General features: G+C 69.4%; 24 protein-coding genes. 15 read left to right on the top strand and 9 right to left on the bottom strand.

Features of this window, described 5'->3' with window-relative positions; genetic code table 11:
- The first annotated feature begins 150 nt into the window (after positions 1-150).
- From rodA to AC1DKV_RS28150, 3 genes are all read left to right on the top strand, one after another.
- Positions 151-1,293, top strand: a complete 1,143-nt coding sequence (gene rodA / locus AC1DKV_RS28140) for a rod shape-determining protein RodA (protein ID WP_477138466.1) — start codon at positions 151-153, stop codon at positions 1,291-1,293.
- 192 nt (positions 1,294-1,485) lie between these two features.
- Positions 1,486-2,154, top strand: coding sequence for a DUF484 family protein (locus AC1DKV_RS28145; protein ID WP_477138467.1), 669 nt, complete (start codon positions 1,486-1,488; stop codon positions 2,152-2,154).
- Between the two features lie 39 nt (positions 2,155-2,193).
- A complete protein-coding gene (locus tag AC1DKV_RS28150) occupies positions 2,194-3,291 on the top strand; it encodes a tyrosine recombinase XerC (protein WP_441621287.1) in 1,098 nt (365 codons plus the stop codon).
- A gap of 6 nt (positions 3,292-3,297) precedes the next feature.
- Here AC1DKV_RS28150 and AC1DKV_RS28155 read toward each other — a convergent pair whose 3' ends face one another.
- Positions 3,298-4,263: a transcriptional regulator GcvA gene (locus AC1DKV_RS28155; RefSeq protein ID WP_441621285.1), complete on the bottom strand. Its 966-nt coding sequence runs from the start codon at positions 4,261-4,263 to the stop codon at positions 3,298-3,300.
- Positions 4,264-4,482: 219 nt separating this feature from the next.
- On the opposite strand from AC1DKV_RS28155, the gene AC1DKV_RS28160 reads away from it, so the two are divergent.
- The 9 genes from AC1DKV_RS28160 (at position 4,483) to pcp (ending at position 12,301) form a co-directional block, all read left to right on the top strand.
- Positions 4,483-4,842 carry a DUF2917 domain-containing protein gene (locus tag AC1DKV_RS28160; RefSeq protein ID WP_441621283.1) on the top strand — a complete coding sequence of 120 codons (360 nt, stop codon included), beginning with the start codon at positions 4,483-4,485 and terminating at the stop codon, positions 4,840-4,842.
- Between the two features lie 163 nt (positions 4,843-5,005).
- Positions 5,006-5,737, top strand: coding sequence for a lipoyl(octanoyl) transferase LipB (gene lipB, locus AC1DKV_RS28165; protein WP_477138468.1), 732 nt, complete (start codon positions 5,006-5,008; stop codon positions 5,735-5,737).
- Positions 5,738-5,780: 43 nt separating this feature from the next.
- Complete coding sequence (lipA, locus tag AC1DKV_RS28170) at positions 5,781-6,776, top strand: lipoyl synthase (RefSeq protein ID WP_477138469.1); 996 nt, start codon at positions 5,781-5,783, stop codon at positions 6,774-6,776.
- 479 nt (positions 6,777-7,255) lie between these two features.
- Complete coding sequence (gene pxpB / locus AC1DKV_RS28175) at positions 7,256-7,906, top strand: 5-oxoprolinase subunit PxpB (protein ID WP_441621277.1); 651 nt, start codon at positions 7,256-7,258, stop codon at positions 7,904-7,906.
- Positions 7,907-7,949: 43 nt separating this feature from the next.
- Positions 7,950-8,972, top strand: coding sequence for a 5-oxoprolinase subunit C family protein (locus AC1DKV_RS28180; protein ID WP_477138470.1), 1,023 nt, complete (start codon positions 7,950-7,952; stop codon positions 8,970-8,972).
- Between the two features lie 77 nt (positions 8,973-9,049).
- The gene (pxpA, locus tag AC1DKV_RS28185; RefSeq protein ID WP_477138471.1) at positions 9,050-9,790 is read left to right on the top strand and encodes a 5-oxoprolinase subunit PxpA; all 741 of its coding nucleotides are present in this window, start codon (positions 9,050-9,052) and stop codon (positions 9,788-9,790) included.
- Between the two features lie 113 nt (positions 9,791-9,903).
- On the top strand, positions 9,904-10,650 hold the full coding sequence (locus AC1DKV_RS28190; RefSeq protein WP_477138472.1) for a DUF969 domain-containing protein: 747 nt from the start codon (positions 9,904-9,906) through the stop codon (positions 10,648-10,650).
- 3 nt (positions 10,651-10,653) lie between these two features.
- Positions 10,654-11,604 (top strand): DUF979 domain-containing protein, encoded by a 951-nt coding sequence (locus tag AC1DKV_RS28195; protein ID WP_441650247.1) that lies wholly within the window; start codon positions 10,654-10,656, stop codon positions 11,602-11,604.
- A gap of 13 nt (positions 11,605-11,617) precedes the next feature.
- Positions 11,618-12,301 (top strand): pyroglutamyl-peptidase I, encoded by a 684-nt coding sequence (gene pcp, locus AC1DKV_RS28200; RefSeq protein ID WP_441650248.1) that lies wholly within the window; start codon positions 11,618-11,620, stop codon positions 12,299-12,301.
- A 94-nt stretch (positions 12,302-12,395) separates the two neighbouring features.
- On the opposite strand, the gene AC1DKV_RS28205 is transcribed toward pcp, so the two are convergent.
- The 5 genes from AC1DKV_RS28205 to AC1DKV_RS28225 are packed head-to-tail and all read right to left on the bottom strand — an operon-like array spanning position 12,396 to position 17,224.
- Complete coding sequence (locus AC1DKV_RS28205; protein WP_477138473.1) at positions 12,396-13,622, bottom strand: VanZ family protein; 1,227 nt, start codon at positions 13,620-13,622, stop codon at positions 12,396-12,398.
- A 10-nt stretch (positions 13,623-13,632) separates the two neighbouring features.
- A complete protein-coding gene (locus tag AC1DKV_RS28210; protein ID WP_477138497.1) occupies positions 13,633-14,247 on the bottom strand; it encodes an ABC-type transport auxiliary lipoprotein family protein in 615 nt (204 codons plus the stop codon).
- 57 nt (positions 14,248-14,304) lie between these two features.
- The gene (locus AC1DKV_RS28215; protein WP_477138474.1) at positions 14,305-15,246 is read right to left on the bottom strand and encodes an MlaD family protein; all 942 of its coding nucleotides are present in this window, start codon (positions 15,244-15,246) and stop codon (positions 14,305-14,307) included.
- Positions 15,192-16,100: an ABC transporter ATP-binding protein gene (locus AC1DKV_RS28220; RefSeq protein WP_477138475.1), complete on the bottom strand. Its 909-nt coding sequence runs from the start codon at positions 16,098-16,100 to the stop codon at positions 15,192-15,194. The genes AC1DKV_RS28215 and AC1DKV_RS28220 overlap by 55 nt, the downstream gene beginning before the upstream one ends.
- Positions 16,097-17,224, bottom strand: coding sequence for an MlaE family ABC transporter permease (locus AC1DKV_RS28225; protein ID WP_477138498.1), 1,128 nt, complete (start codon positions 17,222-17,224; stop codon positions 16,097-16,099). Before AC1DKV_RS28225 ends, AC1DKV_RS28220 begins: the two co-directional genes overlap by 4 nt.
- A 253-nt stretch (positions 17,225-17,477) precedes the next feature.
- Here AC1DKV_RS28225 and AC1DKV_RS28230 point away from each other — a divergent pair, with 253 nt between their 5' ends.
- The 3 genes from AC1DKV_RS28230 to AC1DKV_RS28240 all read left to right on the top strand — a co-directional run bounded on the left by AC1DKV_RS28230 (position 17,478) and on the right by AC1DKV_RS28240 (position 20,033).
- Positions 17,478-18,356: a biotin--[acetyl-CoA-carboxylase] ligase gene (locus AC1DKV_RS28230; protein ID WP_477138476.1), complete on the top strand. Its 879-nt coding sequence runs from the start codon at positions 17,478-17,480 to the stop codon at positions 18,354-18,356.
- On the top strand, positions 18,353-19,216 hold the full coding sequence (locus tag AC1DKV_RS28235; RefSeq protein ID WP_477138477.1) for a type III pantothenate kinase: 864 nt from the start codon (positions 18,353-18,355) through the stop codon (positions 19,214-19,216). The genes AC1DKV_RS28230 and AC1DKV_RS28235 overlap by 4 nt, the downstream gene beginning before the upstream one ends.
- A 67-nt stretch (positions 19,217-19,283) precedes the next feature.
- Positions 19,284-20,033: an SPOR domain-containing protein gene (locus AC1DKV_RS28240; RefSeq protein ID WP_477138478.1), complete on the top strand. Its 750-nt coding sequence runs from the start codon at positions 19,284-19,286 to the stop codon at positions 20,031-20,033.
- 275 nt (positions 20,034-20,308) lie between these two features.
- Here the strand turns inward: AC1DKV_RS28240 and rfaE2 are convergent, their stop codons facing one another.
- From rfaE2 to AC1DKV_RS28255, 3 genes are all read right to left on the bottom strand, one after another.
- A complete protein-coding gene (rfaE2, locus tag AC1DKV_RS28245; RefSeq protein WP_441621323.1) occupies positions 20,309-20,803 on the bottom strand; it encodes a D-glycero-beta-D-manno-heptose 1-phosphate adenylyltransferase in 495 nt (164 codons plus the stop codon).
- A 100-nt stretch (positions 20,804-20,903) separates the two neighbouring features.
- Entirely contained in the window at positions 20,904-21,767 is an 864-nt protein-coding gene (locus AC1DKV_RS28250) for a ferritin family protein (RefSeq protein WP_477138479.1), read from the bottom strand.
- 225 nt (positions 21,768-21,992) lie between these two features.
- Entirely contained in the window at positions 21,993-23,243 is a 1,251-nt protein-coding gene (locus tag AC1DKV_RS28255; protein ID WP_441650253.1) for a patatin-like phospholipase family protein, read from the bottom strand.
- Positions 23,244-23,272: the final 29 nt, after the last annotated feature.

The following is a 23,272-nucleotide window of genomic DNA, read 5'->3' on the forward strand; positions in this document are numbered from 1 at the left end:
GCCCAGGCGCTCGGCCACAGCCACCCGGCGCCCGCGCCCGCCCAGGCCGCTGCGGCCCCGGTCGCCGCCGCCGCTCCGAAACCACGCGCCAAGCCCGCCGCCGCTCCCGGCGCGGGCGGCGCCAACGCTACACGCTGAAGGAGACGCGCCATGGATCGACGCCGCGTCCTGTCATTCATCAAGACGGCACTCACCGGTTTCGACAAACCGCTGGCGCTGATCGTCTTCCTGCTGTTCGCCACCGGCATCGTGGCGCTCTATTCGGCCGCCATCGACATGCCCGGCCGGGTCKAGGACCAGCTGCGCAACATCCTGCTCTCCTACKCGGTGATGTGGGTGATCGCCTACCTGCCGACCCAGACCMTGATGCGGGTCGCGGTGCCGCTCTACACGCTGGGCGTGGCCTTGCTGATCGGCGTGGCGATGTTCGGCCTGATCCGCAAGGGCGCGCGCCGCTGGCTCAACGTCGGCATGGTCATCCAGCCCTCCGAGATCATGAAGATCGCCATGCCGCTGATGCTGGCGTGGTACTTCCAGAAGCGGGAGGGCTCGGTCAGGTGGTTCGATTTCGTGACCGCGCTGCTGCTGCTGGGCGTACCGGTGGGCCTGATCGCCAAGCAGCCCGACCTGGGCACCGGCCTGCTGGTGCTGGCCGCCGGCCTCTATGTGATCTATTTCGCCGGGCTGTCGTGGAAGATTATCCTGCCGCTGCTGATGGCGCTGGTGGTGGCCGTCACCGCGCTGGTCACCTTCGAGAGCGATATGTGCGCGCCCGGCGTGAACTGGCCGGTCCTGCACGACTACCAGCAGCACCGCATCTGCACGCTGCTGGACCCCACCACCGACCCGCTCGGCAAGGGCTTCCACACCATCCAGTCGATCATCGCCATCGGCTCGGGCGGCGTGTTCGGCAAAGGCTGGCTCAAGGGCACGCAGACGCACCTCGAGTTCATCCCGGAAAAGCACACCGACTTCATCTTCGCGGTCTTCTCGGAAGAGTTCGGCCTGATCGGCAATGCCGTGCTGCTGGTGCTCTACCTGCTGCTGATCTTCMGCGGGCTGTATATCGCGGCCAATGCGCCGACCCTGTTCTCGCGCCTGCTGGCGGGCTCGATCACGCTGATCTTCTTCACCTACGCCTTCGTCAACATGGGGATGGTGAGCGGCATCCTGCCGGTGGTGGGGGTGCCGCTGCCGCTGATGAGCTATGGCGGCACGGCGCTGGTGACGCTGGGGATGGGGATCGGGATCCTGATGAGCATTTCGCGGCAGAAAAGGCTGATCCAGACCTAGGCGGAGACGACGCGGCTGCGCACCTCCGCTCCATGCACACGCCGAAGGCTGTTCCGGCTCCTCGCCCGGGAGACGGAGCAGCCTTCGTCGCTGAAGGTGGATGCATCACTTCGGAGCCCGGCGCGCAAAACCAATGGCGTACAGGCATCACCTCTTTGCTAAACTGCCCCCCAAACATCCCGGTTGAAGCCAATGAACGCCCAAGACGTCGCGACTTTCCTGCAGACCAACCCCCAGTTCTTCGARGAMCACGCCGARCTGCTSGCCGCCGTGCAGCTGACCAGCCCGCACAGCCACCGCGCGGTGTCGCTGCAGGAGCGCCAGATGGAGATCCTGCGCGAGAAGAACAAGGGCCTGGAGCTGAAGCTGGCCGACCTGGTCCGTCACGGCCACGACAATGACCGCACGCAGCAGCGCATGCATGCGTGGCAGCTGCGCCTGCTGGCGGAGGTGGATTCGCACGCGCTGCCCTACGCGGTGCAGGATGGCCTGCAGCAGGTGTTCGAGGTGCCGGCGGTGACGCTCAAGCTCTGGCAGGTGGCCGAGGGCTACGCGCACATGGAAGTCACGCGCGGCGTGAGCGAGGACGTGCGCCTGTTCGCCGAAGGCCTGCGCGCACCCTATTGCGGCGCGAACAGCGGTTTCGAGGCGGCGGCATGGCTGGAGCGCGACGATATCGCGTCGCTGGCCATGGTGACGCTGCGCGTGCCTGCGCGGGAGCCGGGCACGCTGGGCGCCGCGTTCGGCCTGCTGGTGCTGGGCTCGCCGGAGGCGCGCCGCTTCCACGAGGGCATGGGCACGGCCTACCTGTCGCAGATCGGCGAAGTGGCGGGCGCCGCGCTGAACCGCCTGCGCGACTGAGGCTGCCATGCGCCACGGCGCGATCGCAATGGCCCGGTCATGACGCGCGGCCGGAATCCCGGGTCATCGCCCGCACCCGCCACCGCTGCCGCCGACAAGCCGGCACCGGATCCGCTGGTGCTGCGCTATCTCGAATGGCTCGCCAGCGGCCGCAAGCTGGCCGCCCACACGCTGTCCAGCTACGGGCGCGATCTCGCCGTCTTGCAGGAATACGCCACGCGCTTCGCGCCGGGCTGTGCCCTGCTGTCGCTGCAGACCCATCACATTCGCGGCTTTGCCGCGCGCCTGCATGGCGGCGGGCTGGCTGGCACCAGCATTGCCCGCACGCTGTCGGCGTGGCGCGGCTTCTACCTGTGGGCCGCGCGCCATGGCCTCGGCGTCGAGGCCAATCCGGTCGAGGGCGTGCGCGCGCCCAGGTCGGGCCACCGGCTGCCCAAGGCCTTGTCGGTCGAGCACGCTGTGGCGCTGGTTTCGCACAGCACGGGCGAGGGCGCGGAGGACGTGCGCGACCGCGCCGTGTATGAGCTGTTCTATTCGAGCGGCCTGCGCCTGTCGGAGCTGGTGCAGCTGGACCAGCGCTACACCGAGGATGGCGCGTACCGCTCGGAAGGCTGGATCGACATGGACAGCGCCGAGGTCACGGTGATCGGCAAGGGCTCGCGCCGGCGCACCGTGCCGGTCGGCAGCAAGGCCATGGAAGCGCTGCGCGCCTGGCTGGCGGTGCGCGCGCAGATGCTGCGCCCCGGCGCGGCGCCGCAGGATGCGCATGCCATGTTCCTGAATCCGCGCGGCCGGCGCCTGCCGGCGCGCACGGTGCAGTTGCGCATCAAGCAGCAGGCGATCCGCGCGGGCGTGCCGGCGGACGTGCATCCGCAYATGCTGCGSCACTCCTTCGCCACGCAYGTGCTGCAATCCTCCGGCGACCTGCGCGCGGTGCAGGAAATGCTGGGCCATGCCAGCGTGGCCACCACGCAGATCTATACCGCGCTGGATTTCCAGCACCTGGCCAAGGTCTACGACAAGGCGCACCCGCGCGCGGGCAGGGCGCATGCCGCGCCTGCGCCGGAACCCGACGCGAACGCCTCGTCGCCCGCGGCCGGGCCGGCTAAGCCCGCCGCGGCGCCCGGGGACGACTGAGCGCGGCTACGGCTTGCCTTCCCACTGCGCCAGGATGGCGCGGAACGCTTCCATTTCCGGCAGCATCCAGGCGCGGAACGCCTTCACCTTCGGGGATTCGAGCATGCCGGGCGAGCAGACGAAGTAGAGCAGCCACGGGCAGGGGATGCTGACATTGAACAGCCTGACCACACGCCCCGACAGCAGGTCGTTGTAGGCCAGCGAGGAGCGGATCAGCGCAATGCCGTGTCCCGCGGCGGCGGCCTGCAGCAGCAGCGAAGAGTCTTCGAGCAGCAGGCCCTTGCGCGGTTCGGGCCAGTCCAGGCCGGCGGCCTCGAACCACGGTTTCCATGGATCGCCTTCGCCGCGCAGCAGCGGCATGCCCTCCATGTCCTGCGGGTGTGCCGGCAGCTTGCCGCCGTTGAAGGCGGGGCAGCAKACCGGGAAGAACACATCGTCGAGCAGTTTTTCCACGTACAGGCCGGGATAGTCGCCGCTGCCCATGCGCAGTGCGATATCGACTTCCTCGCGTGCGAAGTCCACCAGGGTGTTGGACGACAACAGCTCCACGTCCAGTTCGGGATGCCGCTCGATGAAGCTGCCGATGCGCGGCGTGAGCCAGCGCGCGGCAAACGAGGCCATGGTGCTGATGGTAAGGCGCTTGTCGCGGCTGCCGGCCTGCAGCGTGCGCGTGGCATCGGCGATTTCCAGCAGGGCCTCGCGCACGCGCATGGCGTAGGCGCGCCCGCCGGGCGTGAGGCTGACGCGCTTGCCGTTGCGCACGAACAGCGGCTGTCCCAGCTCTTCCTCGAGCGCGCGGATCTGGTGGCTGACCGCGCCATGCGTCACGAACAGCTCGGTGGCGGCGCGCGAAAAGCTCTCGTGGCGGGCCGCGGCCTCGAACGCGCGCAGCGCGGTCAGCGCCGGCAGGCGCGGTAGCTCGCGGTGCCAGCCGCGCGGCAGATCTTTCTCCAATGCCCCTTTCAGCGCCATGACCAGTCCCGTCGCATGTGAGTTTATTTAGCAAGAACCGGGAAAATATATCGTTTTGGAAGGGCTTCGGCAATCACTAGAATGCAATGCATCGGCGCTGCGCCCGCACCGGTTCCGTTTCAGACACCGCCAGGCCCATCAAGGGGAGTGTACGAAGCGGCGGCCCATTCCGGGCAGGCGGGTGCGCACAATTGCCGATGTCAGTGAAGGATGCCMAACATGAAAACATTGCTCACAACGACCCTGTTCACCCTGAGCCCGGGCGAAGTCACCTCGCTTTCCATCCACGTGGCCCAGCGGCTGCACGTGGAAGAAGCCTCCGGCACCGATCTCTGGGTCACCCGTGAAGGCGACTCGGCGGACCACTGGCTGCGCTGCGGCGGCAGCATCCTGCTCGAACGTGGCGACGAGATCGTCCTCAGCGTGGATCCGCGCGCCGCGCAAGGCGTACGCCTGGCGCTGATCGCCGAAGCACGCCGGCCGGTCGTGAGCATGGGGCACCTGGTGGCGGGCATGGCGCGGCGCCTGGTTCGAGGGACGGAATGGACGCCTAACCAGGACCAGATCACGGCCTCCTGAGGCCGGGGCCGGCGCATCCGGGCGCAGCCACCTGCGGCTGGTGCACTCGCGCCGGCCGGGCGAGCCCGCGGACGGCGGCGGGACGTGATGACAGCGTGAAGGCAGAAAGGGGCGGCATCCTGTGCGATCCGCCCCTTTTCCTTATTTTCGTTAAACTGGCGGGATGCAATCGATACAAGTCATCGAGCAGGGCCGCCAGGACTACGAGCCGTGCTTCGACGCGATGCGTGCCTATACCGCCGCCCGCACCGCCGAAACCCCCGACCAGATCTGGCTGGTGGAACATCCCCCGGTCTACACGCTCGGCCAGGCCGGCGACCCCGCGCACCTGCTCGCACCCGACGAGGCCATTCCGGTGGTGCGCATCGATCGTGGCGGGCAGGTCACTTATCACGGCCCGGGCCAGGTCGTGGCCTATCTGCTGCTGGACCTGCGCCGGCGCCACCTGATGGTGCGCGAGCTGGTTAATGCGATCGAGCAGGCCGTGCTGGACACGCTCGCGGCGTATAATCTCGCAGCCGAACGCAAGCCCGGCGCACCTGGCATCTACCTTTCCGAAGGTGAGCACCAGGGCGCCAAGATCGCCGCGCTCGGACTCAAGATCCGCAACGGCTGCAGCTATCACGGCGTCAGCCTCAACGTGCAGATGGACCTCGCGCCCTTCCTGCGCATCAACCCCTGCGGCTATGCCGGACTGGAAACGGTCGACATGGCCACGGCGGGCGCCACCTACGCGGTGGCCGATGCGCCGGGCGCGCCTCGCCTGCCCGTGACCGCGGCCCAACAAGCCGATATCGCACGGCGCCTCGCGGCGGCGCTGGGCGACGTACTGGCAGCGGCGCAAGAGCGCGCCGCGGCTGCCGGCCCGAAACCCGCCGCGGCTMTGGTTAACTAGCTATCCAGCCGAACATGCACGCATCGCGCGTGCGGAGAAAACTATGAGCGACGCCCTGATCGCCTCTTCCAGCGAAGCCCMGCAACCCCAGGCGGAGCAGTACGATCCGACCCGCAAGCAGAAGTCCGCTGACAAGACCGCGCGCATCCCCATCAAGATCGTGCCGGCCGAGAAGCTCAAGAAGCCCGAGTGGATCCGCGTCAAGGCGGCCACCGGCAACTCGCGCTTCTACGAGATCAAGGATGTGCTGCGCGCGAACAACCTGGTCACGGTGTGCGAAGAGGCGAGCTGCCCCAATATCGGCGAATGCTTCGGCAAGGGCACGGCCACCTTCATGATCATGGGCGACAAGTGCACGCGCCGCTGCCCGTTCTGCGACGTGGGCCACGGCCGCCCCGACCCGCTCGACGCCAACGAGCCGGGCAACCTGGCCCGCACCATCGCCCAGCTGCGCCTGAACTACGTGGTGATCACCAGCGTCGACCGCGACGACCTGCGCGACGGCGGCGCCCAGCATTTCGTGGACTGCATCACGCTCACGCGCGAGCTGTCCCCCGCGACCCGCATCGAAGTGCTGGTGCCGGACTTCCGCGGCCGCCTGGACAAGGCGCTGGACATCCTGCAATCGGGCCCGCCCGACGTGATGAACCACAATATGGAAACCGTGCCGCGCCTGTACAAGCAGGCGCGCCCGGGCGCGGACTACGCGCACTCGCTCAAGCTGCTGCAGGAGTTCAAGCGCCGCAATCCCCACGTGGCCACCAAGTCCGGCCTGATGGTGGGCCTGGGCGAGACCGACGAGGAAATCCTCGAAGTCATGCGCGACATGCGCGCCCACGACATCGACATGCTGACCATCGGCCAGTACCTGGCGCCGTCGGGCCACCACCTGCCGGTGATGCGCTACGTACATCCGGACGTCTTCAAGATGTATGAGGAAGAGGCCTACAAGATGGGCTTCACCCATGCTGCCGTTGGCGCCATGGTGCGCAGCTCCTATMACGCCGACGAGCAGGCGCACCAGGCCGGCTTCGCCTGAGCCCGGGGCGTTCGCCCAGCTGCGCAGACCGGCCGGTTTCCACCGGCCGGTTTTTTTTCGTCCGCGCGGAACGCGCGAGGCGTGTGTCCCGGCGTTGCAGGCGCGCCACGATACCGGCAACCGGCGCAAGAAAATCGGATCTGGCCGATCTCCCGGGCGGATGCGGCCGGATCGCCCTTCCTGCACCGCCGTGGCCCGGGCCGGGTCCKCACGGCATGCGGCGGGACCCGGGCGTGCGCCGCCCCGGTGCCGGATGCACCAGGATGGCGTGACGTCCGGCAAACACCACCGGTAGCGTCACCGGCTTCCTAGGGTCTACCCCTAGCCCCATCATCTCCTTGTTTAGTTATCATGAATTTATCGACAAATTGTCGATGAAAATAGATTGTACTCACGGACCGCCTCCTGGCCGGCGCCGCGCCTGACGAGTCCGGTGCGCCCGCCTACACTGCAAGGCAGGTCCCTTCCCGGTGCCGCCCATGTCCCGATGTTCCGTTCACCGCTTGGCCGAACGCGCGCTGCTTTGCAGCGTGCCGCCGCCTGCCTCGCTCGACGTACAGCGCCGCATCTGGGCCATGGCCCAGCGCGCGGCCGAATGGCGCGGCGTGGTGGACGCGGTGCCGGGCATGAACAACCTCACCGTGGTGTTCGACCGCGAGGCCGATCCCGAAGCGCTCGAGCGCAACCTCAGGCTCGCCTGGGCCTCCGGCGAGGCGAGCGCCGCCACCGGCAAGCTGGTCGAGATCCCGGTGCGCTACGGCGGCGAACACGGCCCCGACCTGGCCGAGGTCGCCGCGCACACCGGGCTGAGCGCGCAGGAAGTGGTGCGCCGCCACAGCGAGGCAGAGTACGTGGTGTACTTCCTCGGCTTCCAGCCCGGCTTCGCCTATATGGGCGGGCTGGACCCGGCGCTGGCCACGCCGCGCCGCGGCGAGCCGCGGCTGTCCGTGCCGGCCGGCTCGGTCGGCATCGGCGGCGAGCAGACCGGCATCTACCCGGCCGCGGCGCCGGGCGGCTGGCAGCTGATCGGGCGCACGGCCAGCGAACTGTTCGTGGCCGACCGCGATCCGCCCTCGCTGTTCGCGCCCGGTGACACGGTGCGCTTCGTGGTCGAGGAGCTGGTGGCATGAACCGTACTGCACGTTCCGGCGCATTCGCGCGGAGGACCTTCGCGTGATTGAGATCATCCGTCCAGGCGCGCTMGCCTCGGTCCAGGACCTCGGCCGTCCCGGCTTTCGCCGTTTCGGCGTGGGCACCACGGGCGCGCTCGACAGCGTCGCCCTCACCATCGGCAACCGCCTGCTCGGCAACGCTGCCGGCGATGCCGCCATCGAATTCACGCTCGGCCGCGCGTCCGTGCGCTTCCACGCCGATATGCGGGTGGCCCTCAGCGGCGCCGAATGCAAGGCCAACCTKGATGGCGTGCCGGTGTGGTCATGGCATGCCTTCGACGTGCGGCGCGGCGAAACGCTGACCTTGTCGGYTGCGCAGGGCGGCACGCGCAGCTACCTGTGCGTGGCCGGCGGCATCGACGTGGCTCCGGTGATGGGTTCGCGCAGCACCGATCTCAAGGCCGGCTTTGGCGGGCTCGGCGGCCGCGCGCTGCGCGAGGGCGACCGGCTCGGCGCCGGGCGTCCCGGCGTGGCCGACGGCAGCGACTGGCTCGGCGTGCAGGCGCCGGCCTGGGCGCTGCCGGTGACGAAGCTTGGCAACGCCGTGCCGATCCGCATGCTGCCCGGCGTGGAGTACGACGATTTCGACCCTGCCTCGCGCGATGCGCTGTGGCAGTCCGAGTGGGTGATCACGCCCAACAGCAATCGCATGGGCCTGCGCCTGCAGGGCCCGGCGCTGGCGCGCGACCCCGCGCGCGCGGCGGACCTGCTGTCGCACGGTGTGCTGCCCGGCGTGGTGCAGGTGCCGCCGGCCGGCCAGCCCATCGCGCTGATGGCCGACGCACAGACCACCGGCGGCTATCCGAAGATCGGCGTGGTGATCGGCGCTGACCTGTGGCGCCTGGCGCAGGTGCCGCTGGGCGCGCCGGTACGCTTCGTGCGCGTTTCGCTCGAACAGGCCGCCGCGGCGCAGGCAGAACTGGACCGCTACCTGCAACAGGTTGACMAGGCCCTGCAATGGCAGGGCGATGGCCTGATGATCGCGGCGCGGCGGCGCACCCGCACGCGCGTMGCGGTGGGCTGAGCCGCCCGCCGCAATCCAGGACAGACCCACACGGCCACGGCCGCATCCCCGGCAAAGACAGAACGAGGAGTAACGCAATGCATATCGACTTGAATGCCGACCTCGGCGAAGGCTGCGGCAACGACCGCGAGTTGCTGGCCCTGATCAGCTCGGCCAACGTGGCCTGCGGCTGGCATGCCGGCGACGCCGCCACCATGCTGCAGACCGTGCGCTGGGCGCTGGAGTCCGGCGTGGCCATCGGCGCGCATCCGAGCTACCCCGACCGCGAGAACTTCGGCCGCACCGAGATGCAACTGGCGCCCGACGCCGTGTACGCCGACGTGCTCTACCAGATCGGCGCGCTGGCGGCGCTGGTGCGCGCGCAGGGCGGGCAGCTTGCCCACGTCAAGMCGCACGGCGCGCTCTACAACCAGGCCGCGAAGGATCCCGTGCTGGCCGACGCCATCGTGCGCGCCGTGCGCGATTTCGATTCCGACCTGGTCTTCTTCGGCCTGGCCGGCAGCGTCATGGTCAAGGTCGCGCGCGAGGCCGGCCTCAAGGTGAAGGAAGAGGTCTTCGCCGACCGCGGCTACAACCCGGACGGCTCGCTGGTCAAGCGCGGCACGCCCGGCGCGCTGCACGAGGACGAAGACGTGGCCCTGGGCCAGACGCTGGACATGGTGCGCGGGCAGCGCGTGCGCGCCATCGACGGCACCTGGGTACCGATTCGCGCCGAAACCGTGTGTCTGCACGGCGACGGCGCACACGCGCTTGCCTTTGCGCGCCGCATCCGCGAGCGGCTCGGCGCCGAAGGCATCGCAATCCGCGCCGGAGCCTGAGGGGCGCGCCGCGCGCGTGCCTCAGGCCCCGGCATTACCGTGCCCCGCGKGACGTCGAGCAACATGACGCGGCGCGGGGCACTCGCCTCCATCACACTCTATTGGTGTCTCCCATGGAACAGGCAGTCAACCTCTGGCCCCTAGTCGGGGTCGGTATCATCATCCTCGGCTTCGTGCTGCGCTTCAATCCCATGATGGTGGTGGCACTTGCCGCCATCGCCACGGGCCTGGCGGCGAGCATGCCGGTCACGCAGATCTTCACCGCGATCGGCACCGCCTTCGTCAAGACGCGCAACCTGCCGCTGATCATCCTGCTGCCGCTGGCGGTGATCGGCCTGCTCGAGCGGCACGGCCTGCGCGAGCACGCGCAGGCGTGGATCTCGCGCATCGCCTCGGCCACGGTCGGGCGCCTGCTGATCGTCTACCTCGGCGTGCGCGAGCTGACCGCCGCGGTTGGCCTGACCAGCCTCGGCGGCCATCCGCAGATGGTGCGCCCGCTGCTCGCGCCGATGGCCGAAGGCGCGGCCGAGACCCGCTTCGGCAAGCTGCCCGAACCGGTGCGCCAGCGTGTGCTGGCCTTCTGCGCCGCCACCGACAACGTCKGCCTGTTCTTCGGCGAGGACATCTTCGTGGCCTTCGGCGCCATCGCGCTGATGCACACCTTCCTGCTGTCGTCCAACATCGACGTAGAGCCGCTGCATATCGCCGTGTGGGGCATTCCCACCGCGGTCTGCGCCTTCCTGATCCACGCGGTGCGCCTCAAGCGCCTGGATGGCTGGCTGGCACGCGAGATGGGCGGCCGCGCCGCCGCCGGTGCCACCGGTGCCGGCACCGCCGCCAACGTGAAGAGCGGGGAGTAAGCCATGATCGTATCCATCAACTATCTCTTCTGGCTGGCCGGCCTGGTGCTGGCCATCACCGCGCTGATGACCTTCGCCGACCGCGAGCATCCGCGCCGCTTCAGCACCGGCCTGTTCTGGGCGCTCTATGCGCTGGTMTTCCTGATCGGCGACAAGCTGCCGCCGGCCGTGGTCGGTGTGGGCGCCGTGGTGATGGCGCTGATCGCCGGCTTCGGCGGCGTGGGCCACGGCAAGCACGGCACGCTGCCGGAGGGCGAGCGCCGTGCCTCGGCCAAGCGCCTGGGCAACAAGCTGTTCATCCCGGCCCTGCTGATCCCGCTGGTGACCGTGATCGGCACTGTGCTGTTCAAGGACGTGAAGATCGCCGGCCTGGCGCTGCTCGATCCGAAGAACGTGACCTTCGTCTCGCTCGGCATCGGCTGCCTGGTGGCGCTGGCCGTGGCGTGCTGGCTCACCCGCGACAGCGTGGTGCAGGGCGTGCGCGAATCGCGCCGGCTGACCGAGTCGCTCGGCTGGGCGCTGGTGCTGCCGCAGATGCTGGCCATGCTGGGCCTGGTGTTCGCCGACGCCGGCGTGGGCAAGGCCGTGGCCCATCTGACCACCGCCTACATCAACATGGACTACAGGCTGGTGGCCGTGGTGGTGTACTGCGTAGGCATGGCGCTGTTCACGGTGATCATGGGCAACGGCTTCGCGGCCTTCCCGGTCATGACCGGCGGCGTGGGCGTGCCCATCCTGGTGAACATTTTCCACGGCAACCCGGCGGTGATGGCGGCCATCGGCATGTTCTCGGGCTACTGCGGCACGCTGATGACGCCGATGGCGGCCAACTTCAACATCGTGCCCGCCGCGCTGCTGGAGCTGGACGACAAGAACGCCGTGATCCGCGCGCAGGTGCCGACCGCGCTGATGATACTGGTCGCCAATATCGCCCTGCTGTATTTCCTGATGTAAGGGAGTGGCCGCCATGCGCACCGTGCTGCTGACCGGGTTCGAGCCGTTCGAGAGCGAACCCGTCAATCCATCCTGGGAGGCGGTGCGCGCGCTCGACGGCGAGCGCTTCGGCAGCGCCCCCGGCGATCCCGACGGCCCCGATGCGGCCATCGTCGTGGCACGCCAGCTGCCCTGCGTGTTCGGCGCCGCCAACGACGCCATGGCCGACCTGCTCGACGCGCTCAGGCCGGTGCTGGTCATCGCGGTGGGGCAGGCGGGCGGGCGCCCGGAAATGTCGGTGGAGCGCGTGGCGATCAATGTGGACGATGCGCGCATCGCCGACAACGCCGGTGCGCAGCCCGTCGATGTCCGCATTGCCGAAGACGGCCCCGCCGCGTACTTCGCCAGCCTGCCGATCAAGGCGATCGTGCGCGACATGCGCGCGGCCGGCGTGCCCGCCTCGGTGTCGCAGACCGCGGGCACCTTCGTCTGCAATCATGTCTTCTATGGCCTGATGCACCTGCTGGCCACGCAGGGCGTACCCGCGGGCGTGCGAGGCGGCTTTATCCATATTCCCTACCTGCCGGAGCAGGCCGCGCGCCATCCGGGCCAGCCCAGCCTGGCACTGGCCACGATGATCGACGGCATCCGCCGCGCGGTGGCGACCGCMCTCGCGACAACGACCGACATCTGCGAGCAGGGCGGCCAGACGCACTGAGCGTGCCGGGCGAACCGGCCGAACAGGGCGAACCCCGGGGCGGCGGCCGCGGGAAAAAGCCGCCGCGCGCCCAGGCCGGCGGCGGTGTYCTTTCCTAGCCGCCAGCCTGGCGCTGCGCCTTGCGCCGCGCGCGCCGCAGGCTGCGGCGGTCCAGCTGGAACTGCTCGAAACGCCAGATCAGGTAGAACAGCGCCAGGAACGGCCACATCCAGCCCAGCCATTGCGACAGGCTGTTGAAGTGGATGAAGCGCCCGAGCCGCCAGCCTTGCTCCGAAATCCAGGAATAAGGGTTGGCCGGCAGCAGGTTGCACAACACCAGCAGCACCATCAGCGTGGCCAGCGCCAGCGCGCCGCGCAGCCAGCGCGGCAGGCGCAGCAGCAGCACCAGCACCAGCGAGCCGGTCAGCAGCGCGAAGCGGCMGGCATCTGACAGCCAGTTGAAGGCGTTGTCATCGGGAAACTGCACTTCCGCCACCACCGCCTTGAGCAGCAGCGTGGCGGCCAGCAGCCCTGCCAGGATACGCAGCATCGGCGCCTGGCGGCGCATGGCGGCGGAGGCAAACAAGCCGGTGCCGACCCAGCCGCACGCCGTCACCAGGGATTCGAGCAACTGCTGCCCCTGGGCGTCCTCGGGCCGCAGCAGGCCGATGCCTTCGATCAGGCCGGGCAGCCCCGGCAGTACGCCCTGCAGCCACTGCACCKGCCATGAGTCGGGATCGGTCAGCCACTCGCGCACGATGCCGCCCATGCCGAACAGGTAGTCCTGCGGGAAGATCTGCGCGAACGGCCACAGCAGTATCAGGATGATGGCGAAGCTGGCATGCGGCTCGAACCACGCCATGCGCAGCTGGCGCAGCGAGCCGCGGTCGATCAGCGCGGCCGAGAACGGTGCCACCACGGCGCCCCCGAGCAGGGCGCCCAGCGCATTGGTGATGAGGTCGATATTGGACGAAATGCGGTTGGGCAGCCAGGTCTGCAGCGCCTCCATGGTGCCCGACAGCACCGCGCCCGCCGCCAGCGCCAGCAGCGTGGCGCGCGCGCCGGAGACGCGCGGATGCAGGGCCAGCACCACCAGCGCGCCGAAGGGGCAGTAGCCCAGCACATTGGTGATGATGTCGAACTCGGTCAGGTAGCGCGGCTTGGGCGCGGTGAGGAAGGCCAGCGGCGAGATGCCGTTGTCGGTCCAGCCGCTGAACGGATAGAGGCTGCCGTAGACGATCAGCAAGGTGAAGCACAGCAGGCCTACCCGCGCCAGCGGAGAGTGGCGCTGCGCCGGCGGCAGCGTAGGTGGCGGGGAAGGCGGCGGGGGAGCCGATGCCATGCGGTATCGCTTATTGCTGCGGCGGCAGCGCCGCCACCCAGTCGAGGATCGCCGCGATCACGGCATCGCTGCCCGCGGCCAGCGCCTTGACCCCGCCGGCGCCGTCMGCGCTGGGCGCGGGCTGCTCCGCCACGAAGGTCTTCTGCCCGATCAGGCCGTTGCGGAACACCGTGGCGCGCACGCGGATCACGCCGCGGCTGGCGCTGGCGGCGTCGAAGACCTGCTCGAATTCCAGCATGTCCACCTTGAGCGAGGGCGCGGTGGTGTCGGCGTACCAGGTCAGCGCGCCACGCGAGGCAACGGCCTCGCGCAGGCGCTCGTCGAACAAGCGTATCGGCGACATCACCCAGCGCTGCGTGGCGTACGGCTGCAGGCGCTCGGCCTGCGCGTAGTGAAGGCGGTAGTAGAGCCCGTTGCCGTCCATCCAGGTGGGACCGTCGGTCTGTGCCACGCGCAGCCTGGGCAGCGGCGTGGCGCCCGGCGCGGCGCCGGCGGGCGGCCCGAGGTCATAGGTGATGGTGGGCGCGGAGGGCGAGAGCGCGCAGCCGCCCAGCAGCAGGGCGGCCAGCGCCATGCCGCTGAAGCAGGGCCCGAAGCGGGGCCGGAACAGGGAGACGGTGCGCATCATGGATTGCCTCGGGGGATTGGCGTGGGTACKCGGCATGGTGGCTTTCCCTGATCCTCAGGGTGCGCTGAAGCCCGGCTCGCCCGGGCCCGGCGCGGCCGCCGGGCCGCCGAACAGCACGCTGCGCGGGCTGTMGTTGAACTGGCTGGCGGCACGGTCGATGCTGCGCATGGTCTGGCGCGCGTCGCGGGTCAGGCCGTTGACCTGCGGCAGCGTGTCCTGCGTKACGCCGCCGGCGGCCGCCTGCACCGAATCGGCGACGCCCTGGAGGTCGCGGCCGACACGGTCGACGGTGCGCAGCACCGTGCCGTCGGGACTGGCCAGCTCCTGGGTGAGGCGCCGGGCGGAGGCCAGTGTGGCGTTGAGGTTATCGGTCACCTGCGGCAGCTGGCGCACCGCCGGCTCGAGCGAGTGCGCCAGGCGCGAGTAGTCGTCGGCGGTGGTGTGCACCGAGCGGATCGCCTCCATCAGGTCGCGCCGGTTGTTGGCCTGGAACATGTCGCCGAGCGAGTCCATGATGGTTTCCAGCTGCGTCAGCAGGGTGTMGCCGCGCTTCTCCAGCTCTTCGAAGAAGCCCGCGCGCATGGCGATGCGCGCCACCGACTTGGCCGAGGTACGCAGGTGCGGGGAGGGCTGGCCGCTGCCGTTCTGCGCGGTGGCGTCGTCGAGCTGCACGTAGCCGATCCCGGTCACGCCCTGGAAGTTCAGCGTGGCATAGGTGGTGGTGGTGATGGGCGCGTCCTGGTTGACGCTGATGCGCACGATGATCTGCCCCGGCACGGCGGGATCGAAGCGGATCGACACCACCTTGCCCACGTCCAGGCCGCGGTACTTGACGTCGGCCTCCGGCCCGAGGCCGTTGACGGTGGATCGGGTGATGAGGTCGTACGGCACGCGCACGGCGTGGTCGCTGCTGAACCAGAAGATCGAGAACAGCACCAGGATCACCAGGCCGATCGTGAACACGCCGGCCAGGAAGGCGTGTGATTTGTTTTCCATSATGCTTCTCCAGAATGCGGGCCCGCCGCGGCCGGCGCCGGGGGCAGGGCCTGCATGGCGCGCCGCCCGCGCTCGCCGAGGAAATACTCGCGGATGAACGGGTGGTCGATATGCACCAGTTCGCGGATCGGCTGCGCCGCCAGCACCTTGTGGTCGGCCAGCACCGCTACGCGGTCCGACAGCGCCACCAGGGTATCGAGATCGTGCGTCACCATCACCACGGTCAGGCCCAGCTCGTGGCGCAGCTCGCGGATCAGCGCCACGTAGTCGTCGGAAGCCATCGGGTCCAGCCCCGCCGTGGGCTCGTCCATGAACACCAGTTCGGGCTCCAGGGCCAGCGCCCGCGCCAGCGCCACGCGCTTGATCATGCCGCCCGACAGGTCGGACGGCATCTTGTCCGCGTCGCGCGCGCCCAGCCCCACCAGTTGCAGCTTGAGCAGCGAAGCCTKGCAGATCAGATCGTCGGGCAGGGTGCGAAGTTCACGCAGCGGCAGTGCGATGTTGTCGATCACCGAGAGCGCGGAAAACAGCGCGCCGCGCTGGAACTGCAGCCCCCAGCGGTTGCGCAGTGCCTGCAGGCGGGCTGTGCCGAGCTTGCGCAGGTCTTCGCCGAACACGCGGATGGTGCCCGAGGTGGGGCGCTCGAGCCCGACGATCTGGCGCAGCAGTACGGTCTTGCCGCTGCCCGATCCGCCCACGATGGAGAGCACTTCGCCGCGGTAGACGTCGAGGTTCAGGCCGTCGTGCACGACCGCCTCGCCGAAGCGCTTGACCAGGTTGCGGACCTCGACCACGGTGGTGCGCTTGTCGTGCCCCACGCTGTCCGCCGCGGCGGGAACGATGGCTGTGCTCATATGCCGATGTCCTTGAAAAGGATGGCGATGATCGCATCGGCCACGATCACCACGGTGATCGAGGTCACCACCGAGGCGGTGGTGCCTTCGCCCAGGCTGCGCGTGTTGGGCTGGATGCGCAGGCCGTAGTGGCAGGCCGTGAGCGCGATCAGCATGCCGAACACCACGCCCTTGCCCAGCCCCAGCCAGAGGTTGGCTACTGGCACTGCGTCCGGCAGCGCGCGCAGGAAGAAAGCTGCGCTGAGACCGAGCTGGAGGCGCGCGGCGAGGATGCCGCCGGCCAGCGCCATCACGTCGGTCCAGGCCACCAGCAGCGGCATGGCCACGGCCAGCGCGATCACGCGCGGCATGATCAGGCGAAAGCCGTGCGAGATGCCCATCACGCGCATCGCGTCGAGCTCCTCGGTGACGCGCATCACGCCGATCTGCGCGGTGATGGCCGAGCCCKAGCGCCCCGCGACCAGGATCGCCGCCAGCACCGGCCCCAGCTCGCGGATCACCGCCATGCCGAGGATGTTGACGATGAAGATGCTGGCGCCGAAGGTGCGCAGCTGGTTGGCCGAGAGGTAGGACAACACGATGCCTATCAGGAATCCKACCAGCGCGGTGATGCCGAGCGCCTTGTAGCCCGCGTTGTGGATATTGGCCGAGATCTCGCGCCAGGGGCCGCGCTGCGGCGCGCGCAGGAAGCGCAGCAGGTCGAAGGMAAGCTGGCCCAGCATGGTCACGCCATTGCCGATCTGCGCGATCATCGACAGGATCGAGGCGCCCAGCAGCGTCACCGGGTTGAAGCGGTCCACCATGTGCTTCTTCCAGTTTTCGCGGCGCAGCCCGGCGATGCGGCCGAACACGCGGCGCTGCGCCTCGTTGGCCTCGAGCCGCGCGGGCAGCTTGCTGCCCCACGCCTGCCACATCAGCTGGGCGCCGATATGGTCGAGCCGGCCCAGGCCCGCCAGGGACCATTGCGCGTCGGCGCCAACCAGGTGCAGCTCATGGCGCAGCGCACGGGCGTGATGGCAGTCCGACAGCGCGAGCGCGGTCCAGTMGCCGCGCAGGTGCGCCGTTGCCGCTCCGTCCGCGCGCGTCACTTCAATCGCAGGCGTGCTTAGGCTTTCCAAGAGGATGGGGGAAGTGATGGGCAAGTCCCGATTCTAAGCCACCCGCAGGGCCAGCGGGCGCCTGGCGGGGCGCAAGCGCCCGCGCCTCTCCGATCCGTCACCCGATCCATCACCCGATCCATCACCCGATCCGTGAGCGATGGGCGCGGCTACAATGCGGGCTGGCCCGCCCCGCAGGGGGGACGCCGTGCGCGGCCCTTGCGCCCATTGTGCTCCGTGCTTCCCGTGTTTCCCCTGCTTTCCGTCTACATTGCTCCGCATGTCCTCTGACCAGCCTTCGCTCCCGCCGTCCTCGCCTTCGCCGCCGGCACCCGCCTGGCGTATCGACACCGGGCGCCTGCGCGCCGCGCTGGACGGCGCCGCGCGCGACTGGGCGCTGGACGTGGTCGACGAGACCGGCTCCACCAATGCCGACCTGACGCTGGCCAGCCGCAGCGCTGCGTGGGGCGAGGCCGGCGCGCTGCGCCTGGCCTATCGCCAGACCGCCGGGCGCGGGCGCCAGGGCCGTCCCTGGCAAGGCCAGGCCGGACTGACCTTCTCGGTCGCGTTGCCGTTGCYGCTGGCGCCGTCGCGGCTCAGCGGGCTGAGCCTGGCCGTCGGCCTGGCGCTGGCCKAGGCGCTGGCCGACTGCGATGCACGGCTTGGCGCCGCCGTCGGCCTGAAATGGCCCAACGACCTGCAGATCGACGGCCGCAAGCTGGCCGGCATCCTGATCGAATCGGTGCCCGCGGGACCGCAGCGGGTGTGGGCGGTGATCGGCATCGGCCTGAACCTGGTGCGCGATGCGCAGATGGAAGTCGCGCTCGGGCGCAGCCTGGCCGGCGTGGGCGAGTACCTGCCGGCGGCCGACCCGACCGCGCTGCTGGCTGCCGTGCTGAACCGGCTCGCGGCGATGCGCGTGCAGTTCATCGCCACCGGCTTCGCGCCGATGGCGCAGCGCTGGTCTGCGCGCGACGCTTATCGCGACCAGCCCGTGCGGCTGCTGCACGATGGCCAGGTGCAGGCCGAAGGGCTGGCGCGCGGCGTGGATGGCGAAGGCCACCTGCTGCTTGAAACGGCTGCCGGGCTGGAGCGTGTTTCCAGCGGCGAGGTCTCGCTGCGGCCGGCGCAGCCCGGCACCGGCGGAGCGCAGGCATGAGCATCGACGTGGCCAGCGCATCCGCGGGCACGGCGGCCGTGCCGCAACTGCTGATCGATATCGGCAACACCCGCCTGAAATGGGCCTGGTGCCAGCAAGCCTGGCCCGGCGCGGTCGCGGAAGGCCCCTTGCCCGMGCCGTGGCAGCACTGGGGCGCGGTGGCCCACGACGAACTTGCCACCCTGCTGGCGCAGTGGGGCGCGCTGCGCGAGACCATGCCCGCCGGCACGCGGCCGCTGGTGTKGGTCAGCAACGTGGCCGGCGCGGCCTTGGCGGCCAGCCTGCAGGCCGCGCTGGATACGGAGTTCGGCGCCGGCACCAAGGCCAACTGGGTGCGCTCGGCGCCGCGCTTCGGTGGCCTGGTCAACGGCTACCGCGATCCCGGCCAGCTCGGCGTGGATCGCTGGATCGGCAGCATCGGCGCGCGTTGCTACCGCCCGCATGGTGCCTTGCTGATCGTCACCGCCGGCACCGCCACCACGCTCGACGTGGTGAGCGCGCAGGACCGCTTCGAGGGCGGCCTGATCCTGCCCGGGCTGGACCTGATGCTGGGCGCGCTGGCGCGCAACACCGCGCAGTTGCCMGCGCTGGGGGCCGGCGATGCCGGCCTTGCCGCGCCCTGGGCCGACAATACGCGCGACGCCATCGCCGCCGGCTGCCTGGCGGCGCAGGCCGGTGCCGTGGAGCGCACCTGGCGCGCCCTGGCCGAACGGGGGCCGGTGCGCTGCCTGCTCTCGGGCGGCGCTCRCCACATACTCGCCAACGCGCTCTCCATGCCGTTCGAGATGCACGATAATCTCGTGCTGCTCGGCCTGCATGTCATGGCCACGCAGAGCGGACTCGATACCTTGCCGGGCTGAGCCCGCGTTGTCCGGATTTTCCCAACTCCTTCACGCCCGACCCGGCGTTCCGCCCCGCATCGCCCCCATGCTCCTGCGAAACCTGTTCATCCTGCTGGCATTGCTCAACGCCCTGTTGCTGGCCGCCGTGCTCGGCGCCTTCGGCCCCCGGCCTTTGTCAGGATGGCTGGAAAGCCCGCGCGAGCCCGAACGCGCCGCCCAGCAGACGCGCGCCGAACGTTTCCGCCAGCTGGCGCGGCAAGAAGGCGCGCATGCGGCCTCCGCGCCCGCGCCGGCTGCTGCGCTGCAGCAGCTCGAACCGGGCCAGGGCGCGCCGGACGCGCCAGGCGCCAGCGCCGTGCAGGCAGCCGCGCCCGCCGCGGCCTGCGTRGARATTGGGGGYTTCAACGGGGAACTGGTGCGGCGCGTGGCCGACGAGCTGGCCGGCKCGCCGCCGGGGGGCTGGCGGGTCGAGCAGTTCGAGCGGCAGGAACAGGCGCGCTGGTGGATCCACCTGCCGCCGCAGGCTTCGCGTGAAAACCTGGAGCGCAAGCTGGGCGAGCTGCGCCGGCGCAATATCACCGATGTGGCGGTGGTCAGCGGCGGCTCGCCGGAAACCTATACGGTATCGCTTGGCCTGTTCCAGGAGCGCGAGCATGCCGAGCACTTCCTCGACAACCTGCGCGAACACGGCGTGCGCACCGCGCTGCTGAGCGACGCGCCGCATCCGCTCACGCGCCAGTGGCTGCGTGTGCGCAACGTCGATGCCGCGCTGCGCACGCGCCTTGATGAGGTGCGCCGCCGCTATGGCGTCCAGGCCATGCTGACCTGCGCCTGAGGCTGCTTCAAAAAGATCCTGGCGTCGTTGCGCGGCCTTGCCGTACCGGTTGTACTGTCTGCGGCCGCGCCCTTGCAGGGCGCATGCGCGCTGGCAGGCGCGCACCGCTGCGCAGGCGGATCACTGCGTGATCCGAATTCCCTGCTCCGCCCTAGCCAGGACCGCTTCGCTTCATTTTGAAACAGCCTCAGGGGGCTGCTTCAAAAAGATCCTGGCGTCGTTGCGCGGCCTTGCCGTACCGGTTGTACTGTCGTTGCGCGGCTTGGGCCAGGGGCTCAGCCGCCCTGGCGCACCTTGGCCAGCAGCTTGGTGGTGGAGCGGTCGTGCCGGAACGCGATGGCGTGCGCCTGCCCGCCCCAGCTGCGCACCAGCCGCGTTTCTTCGAGCGTATTGATGTCGTAGTCGCCGCCCTTGACGTAGATGTCCGGGCGCACCAGCCGGATCAGCTCCACCGGCGTCTTTTCGCGGAACATCACCACCAGGTCCACCGATGCCAGCGCGGCCAGCAGTGCCATGCGGTCCGTCTCGTGATTGAGCGGGCGGTCGTCGCCCTTGCCGAGCATGCGGACCGAGGCGTCGCTGTTGACGCCCACCACCAGGCTGGCGCCCATCTCCCTCGCCTGCGCGAGGTAGGTGGCATGCCCGCGGTGCAGGATGTCGAAGACGCCGTTGGTGAAGACCATGGGGCGCGGCAGCGCGGCCAGATGCTCCGCCAGCGCTGCGGCGTTGTCGGGCGGGACCAGTTTGGACTCGAAGGAGGCGGGGAGCATGGCGATGGGCGGCGGGTTGGCTTGAAAAAACAAAGCCCCATCATCGGATGGGGCTCGTCACTCCGAAGGCGCTAGGCAACCTCCGGCGCAAAGGGCGGGCTCAGGCCTGCGCGGGCTGCGCGCCACCTGCGGCCTGCAACCGGGCATTCAGTTCCTTCCGGTAGCGGTTCAGGTCCTGCACCGTCTCGAAAGTGCGCTCGAACAGCAGCGACATATTGTGCAGGATCCGCTCGATCACCTTCTTCTCCCAGCCTTCGTCGAAGCGGATCTGTTCGTCGAGCCAGTGCTCGAGCCAGTCCGGATCCGGCAGCCGCGACTGGATGGTGTCGTTCGGGAACAGGTTCTTGTTSACGTGCAGGTTGGTCGGGTGSAGCGGCTTKTCSGTGCGGCGSGCCGAGGCCATCAGCACGCCGATCTTGGCAAACGCCGAGCGCGCGCTGTCGCCGAACTGGTTGAGGTATTTCTTCATGTAGCGCAGGTAGGCGCCGCCATGGCGGGCTTCGTCCTGCGACAGGGTGCGGTAGATCTGCTTGATGACCGGCTCGGTGTGCCATTCGGCGGCACGGCGATACCAGTGGTTCAGGCGGATTTCCCCGCAGAAATGCAGCATCAGGGTTTCCAGCGGCGGGGCCGGGTCGAACTCGAAGCGCACGGCGTGCAGTTCTTCCTCGGTCGGCACCAGGTCCGGGCGGAAGCGCCGCAGGTATTCCATCAGGACCAGCGAGTGCTTCTGTTCTTCAAAGAACCAGATGCTCATGAAGGCCGAAAAGTCGGAATCGTGGCGGTTGTCGCGCAGGAACATCTCCGTGGCGGGCAGGGCCGACCATTCCGTGATGGCATTCATGCGAATCGTCTTGGCCTGGTCGTCGGTGAGCAGGCTCGGGTCGAAGGAATCCCAGGGGATGTCCTTGTCCATGTGCCAACGGACCGCTTCCAGCGATTTGAACAGTTCGGGGTAGAGCATGGTAAGCCTTTGAAATTACGCGCAGATTCTACCAGATGCGAATTATTCCCAACGCCCTTTTTGTGTCGAAAGCAAGAGCTTGCCTGCGCCTTGGCCCGCGCAAGGCAAACTAGTGGGCGAATATCGCGCCTGGGTGGCCGCTTACCGGTCCCGTCCGTTCGCGTTCMGGGAGGATCGACAAGCACAAAGGGAATAATAAGCCACTCATGGCGCGGGCCATATAGGTTAGGCCGTCACGCCTGTCGGTGGTTCGCGCTGAAATGCAGCCGCGGGCGCGTCGGCAGGCCCGGGCCTGCCGCCGGTGTCCGGCGCGACGGCGTCGTACAGGAAAGCGGCGAGTTCGTGCTGCTGCGCCATCGCGTCCCGCTCGCCGAGGCCGATCAGCGCCTTGGTGAACTCCGGCTCGAACAGCAGGTAGCTGGCGAAGGCGGCGCCGCGTGCCTCGGTGCCGCCCAGCGGCGCCAGCAGCGCGCGCACGGTGCGCGGCAGCCGTTGCACGTGTTCGGCGGCGATGGCTTCGATGGGTTCGCTGGGCGCGACGGTCATCACCTGGATCGGGCGCCAGCCTTCGCGGTCGTTGGCGATTTCCGGCATCCGCGACAGCAGGCTGTTGATGTGCTGCAGCCGTTCCAGGTCCGCGGAAAGACCGTCCAGGAAGATGCTCGCCAGCGCTTGCCCGCCCACCTGCGCCAGCGACGGGTAGCCGCCCGCCGGCACGGTGTCGAACCAGCCCGGGCGCTGGCGCGAGGCCGCGCCGATGGCCAGGATGCGCGAGGCGCCMAGGTGGATGGCCGGCGAGAGCGGCGACATCTGGCGCATGGTGCCGTCGCCGAACCACTCGTGGTGGCCCTCCAGTTCCAGCGGCAGCGCGGGAAACAGGAACGGGATCGAGGATGAGGCGAGCAGGTGGTCCACGCCGATCTTTGCCTCCACCGCCAGCCGCTGGCTGCGTTTCCACGGATGGATGCGGCGGTGCGACTGGTAGAAGGTGACGTGGCGGCCGGTGGTATAGGACAGCGCGGTCACGGCAAAGGCCTGCAGGTCGCCGGCATCCAGGCTGTCCTGCACGCGCTCGGGATCGAACAGCTCGCTCAGCATGCTGCCCAGCGGGGTGTTGTCGAACAGCGCGCGCGGCGCGCGGCGGGTTGCCCACCCGAAGGCCAGCGCGGAGAGCCAGCGCGCGCCCGAGGCGCCCACGCCCATCAGGCCGGTACGGTAGACGTCCTCGGCGTGGATGCCGCTCCAGAGCGCGCCCAGGCTGTCGGCCGCGGCGCGGAAGTTGGCGGCGTTGATGGCCATGCCGGCGCCGTTGATGGCGCCGGCCGAAGTGCCGCAGATGATGTCGAAGGGAATGCGGCCGCGATCGCGCCCGTGCCGGGCGGCGATGCGTGCGATGCCGCGCAGCACGCCGGCCTGGTAGGCCGCGCGCGCGCCGCCGCCCAGCATGATCAGCGAAGTGGTCTTCTGTGACGGCATGGGCTTTGGGGCGGGTTCAGGGGACAGGC

The organism is Cupriavidus sp. 05T41 (assembly GCF_056396525.1).

Excerpts from the sequence above, each read along its gene's own strand:
- pxpB (WP_441621277.1), top strand. The coding sequence starts at position 7,256 with ATGTCCCGATGTTCCGTTCACCGCTTGGCCGAACGCGCGCTGCTTTGC.
- AC1DKV_RS28160 (WP_441621283.1), top strand. The coding sequence starts at position 4,483 with ATGAAAACATTGCTCACAACGACCCTGTTCACCCTGAGCCCGGGCGAA.
- rfaE2 (WP_441621323.1), bottom strand. The coding sequence starts at position 20,803 with ATGCTCCCCGCCTCCTTCGAGTCCAAACTGGTCCCGCCCGACAACGCC.